Below are 4,138 nucleotides of genomic sequence, written 5' to 3'. Positions count from 1 at the left end.
GCGGCACCGGCAGCACGACCTGTCGATCCACTCGCGTTCACGGAAGTCGGGGTGTCCCGGCTCCACGGACAGCCCGACTTCACAAAAGCCGAGTACCCCCGGTGAAAGCCGGGGGCCTCGTCGTGTGACTGGTGCTTAGCGGTACGACCCGAAGTCGAAGTCGTCCAGCGGCACGGCCTGCCCGCTGGCCGGCCCGAACCCGTAGTCGGTCTCCGGGTAACCGGTCATCGAGTAGACCTTGGCCTTGGCCTCCTCGGTCGGCTCGACCCGGACGTTGCGGTACTTGCTGATGCCGGTACCGGCCGGGATGAGCTTTCCGATGATCACGTTCTCCTTGAGGCCGACCAGCGAGTCGCTGCGCGAGTTGATCGCAGCGTCGGTCAGCACCCGGGTGGTCTCCTGGAAGGAGGCCGCCGAGAGCCAGGAGTCGGTGGCCAGCGAGGCCTTGGTGATACCCATCAGCACCGGACGACCAGCGGCGGGCTCGCCGCCCTCCGAGACGAGCCGGCGGTTCTCCGACTCGAACAGCGCCCGGTCGACGAGCACACCCGGCAGGAACTCGGTCGAGCCGGAGTCGATGACCGTCACCCGCTTGAGCATCTGGCGGATGATGATCTCGATGTGCTTGTCGTGGATGAGCACACCCTGCGAGCGGTAGACCTCCTGGACCTCACTGGTCAGGTGGACCTGGACCGCCCGCGGACCCATGATCCGCAGCAACTCGTGCGGGTCGATGGTGCCCTCGGTCAGCTTCTCGCCGACCGCGACGTGACCGCCGTCGTGGGTACGGAGCTTGACGCGCTTCGAGATCTTGTCGTAGACGATCTCTTCGCTGCCGTCGTCCGGCACCACGATGATCTTGCGCGAGCGCTCGCCGTCCTCGATCCGGATCCGGCCGGGGGTGTCGGCGATGGGCGCCTTACCCTTCGGGACCCGAGCCTCGAAGATTTCCTGAACACGCGGCAGACCCTGGGTGATGTCCTCACCCGCGACACCACCGGTGTGGAAGGTACGCATCGTCAGCTGCGTACCGGGCTCACCGATGGACTGGGCGGCGATGATGCCGACCGCCTCGCCGATGTCGACCGACTTACCGGTCGGCAGCGACCGGCCGTAGCAGGCCGCGCAGACGCCCAGCTTCGACTCGCAGGTGAGCACGCTGCGCACCCGGACCGTCTCCACACCAGCGGCGACGATCTTGTCGACCCCGATGGAGTTGATGTCCTGGCCGCGCTCGGCCACCACGGTGCCGTCCGGCCCCTTGATGTCGTCGGCGAGGGTCCGGGCGTGCACGCTGGTCTCGGCGTGGGTGTGGACGACGAGCTTGCCGTCCAGCTTCTCGCCGATCTGCATCGGGATCGCCCGGTCGGTGCCGCAGTCCTCTTCGCGGATGATGACGTCCTGCGAGACGTCCACCAGACGACGGGTCAGGTAACCCGAGTCGGCGGTCCGCAGCGCGGTGTCGGCGAGACCCTTACGGGCGCCGTGCGTGGAGATGAAGTACTCCAGCACGGACAGACCCTCCCGGTAGCTGGCCTTGATCGGCCGCGGGATGATCTCACCCTTGGGGTTGGCCACCAGACCACGGATCGCCGCGATCTGCCGGAGCTGGAGCAGGTTACCGCGAGCGCCCGAGTTGATCATCTTCCACAGCGGGTTCTCCTGCGGCAGCGCGGTGTCCATCTCCTTGGCGACCTCGTTGGTCGCCTTGGTCCAGATCTCGATGAGCTCGCCGCGACGCTCCTCGGCGGTCATCAGACCACGCTGGTACTGCTTGTCGATCTGGTCGGCGTCCTTCTCGTACTTCGCCAGGATCTCCGCCTTGCGCGGCGGAGCGATGACGTCCTCCATGCCGATCGTCACGCCGGACCAGGTGGCCCAGTGGAAACCGGCCTCCTTGAGCCCGTCCAGGGTGGCGGCCAACGCCACCTTGGGGAAGCGCTCGGCGAGGTCGTTGACGATCGCGGAGAGCTGACCCTTGCGGATCTCGTAGTTCACGAAGCGGTAGCCCTGCGGCAGCGTCTCGTTGAACAGCACCCGACCCAGGGTGGTCTCCACGGTCAGCGGGTCACCCTCGACCCAGCCCTCCGGGGCGCTCCACGCCTCGGAGCCGTTGCCGTTGTCGACACCGACCACGCCGCGCAGGCGGATCTTCACCGGCGCCTGCAGGTGCAGCTCGCCGTTGTCGAAGGCCATCCGCGCCTCGGCGTCCGAGCTGAACGCCCGGCCCTCGCCCTTCTCACCAGCGGTGAGGTGGGTGAGGTGGTACAGACCGATGACCATGTCCTGGGTAGGCATGGTGACCGGCTTACCGTCGGCCGGCTTGAGGATGTTGTTCGACGACAGCATCAGGATCCGCGCCTCGGCCTGAGCCTCGGCGGACAGCGGCACGTGCACCGCCATCTGGTCACCATCGAAGTCGGCGTTGAAGGCGGTGCAGACCAGCGGGTGGATCTGGATCGCCTTGCCCTCGACCAGCTGCGGCTCGAAGGCCTGGATGCCCAGGCGGTGCAGGGTCGGCGCCCGGTTGAGCAGCACCGGGTGCTCGCCGATGACCTCTTCCAGCACGTCCCACACGACCGGGCGCTGCCGCTCGACCATCCGCTTGGCGGACTTGATGTTCTGCGCGTGGTTGAGGTCGACCAGCCGCTTCATCACGAAGGGCTTGAACAGCTCCAGCGCCATCTGCTTGGGCAGACCGCACTGGTGCAGCTTGAGCTTCGGGCCGACCACGATGACCGAACGGCCGGAGTAGTCGACGCGCTTGCCCAGCAGGTTCTGGCGGAACCGGCCCTGCTTGCCCTTGAGCATGTCGGACAGCGACTTCAGCGGGCGGTTACCCGGACCGGTGACCGGCCGGCCGCGACGGCCGTTGTCGAACAGCGCGTCGACGGCCTCCTGGAGCATCCGCTTCTCGTTGTTGACGATGATCTCGGGCGCGCCGAGGTCGATCAGCCGCTTGAGGCGGTTGTTCCGGTTGATCACGCGGCGGTACAGGTCGTTCAGGTCGGAGGTCGCGAAGCGGCCACCGTCGAGCTGCACCATCGGGCGCAGGTCCGGCGGGATGACCGGGACGCAGTCCAGCACCATGCCGAGCGGCGAGTTGCGGGTGTTCAGGAACGCCGCGACGACCTTGAGTCGCTTGAGCGCCCGGATCTTCCGCTGACCCTTGCCGGACCGGATGGTCTCCCGCAGGCTCTCGGCCTCGGCGTCGAGGTCCATGTTCTGGACCAGCGCCTTGATCGCCTCGGCGCCCATGGACCCGGTGAAGTACTCACCGAACCGGTCGCGCAGCTCGCGGTAGAGCAGCTCGTCGGTGACGAGCTGCTTCGGCTCCAGCTTGCGGAAGGTGTCCAGCACCTCGTCCAGGCGGTCGATCTCGCGCTGGGCCCGGTCGCGGATCTGGCGCATCTCGCGCTCTCCGCCCTCCTTGACCTTGCGCCGGACGTCCGCCTTGGCACCCTCGGCCTCCAGCTCGGCCAGGTCGGCCTCGAGCTTGGCGGCCCGCTTCTCGATCTCCGAGTCGCGGCTGTTCTCGGACTGCCGCTTCTCGGCCAGGATCTCGTTCTCGATCGTCGAGAGGTCGCGGTGACGCGACTCCGCGTCCACGCTCGTCACGACGTACGAGGCGAAGTAGATGATCTTCTCGAGGTCCTTGGGAGCGAGGTCCAGCAGGTAACCCAGCCGGCTCGGAACGCCCTTGAAGTACCAGATGTGGGTCACCGGAGCGGCGAGCTCGATGTGCCCCATCCGCTCACGGCGGACCTTGGAGCGAGTCACCTCGACGCCGCAGCGCTCACAGATGATGCCCTTGAACCGGACGCGCTTGTACTTACCGCAGTAGCACTCCCAGTCCCGCTGCGGACCGAAGATCTTCTCGCAGAAGAGCCCGTCCTTTTCCGGCTTCAGGGTGCGGTAGTTGATCGTCTCAGGCTTCTTGACCTCGCCGTGCGACCACTGACGGATGTCGTCGGCGGTGGCGAGACCAATGCGCAGCTCGTCGAAGAAGTTGACGTCGCCCGGCCGGGCAGCCGGTCAGGCCTGCCGGGTAGAACGGACGCATGAGTACGCACCGGCCGCCCACCCTCGCCCCCACCGGCCAGCCGTCCTGGCGACACCGCCGATTCGACAGGGATCA

The 4,138-nt window shown here is 67.1% G+C and carries 1 pseudogene; it reads right to left on the bottom strand.

Annotated features, from left to right (window positions below):
- Positions 1-135: 135 nt before the first annotated feature.
- A pseudogene (locus tag AB0C20_RS35375) lies at positions 136-4,017 on the bottom strand (DNA-directed RNA polymerase subunit beta'); the annotation flags it as partial.
- Positions 4,018-4,138: the final 121 nt, after the last annotated feature.

The organism is Micromonospora sp. NPDC048843 (assembly GCF_040649965.1).
Classification (GTDB): Bacteria; Actinomycetota; Actinomycetes; order Mycobacteriales; family Micromonosporaceae; genus Micromonospora; species Micromonospora hortensis.
The sequence above is the reverse complement of the archived record's forward strand: the minus strand, read 5'-3'. Positions and strand labels throughout refer to the sequence as shown.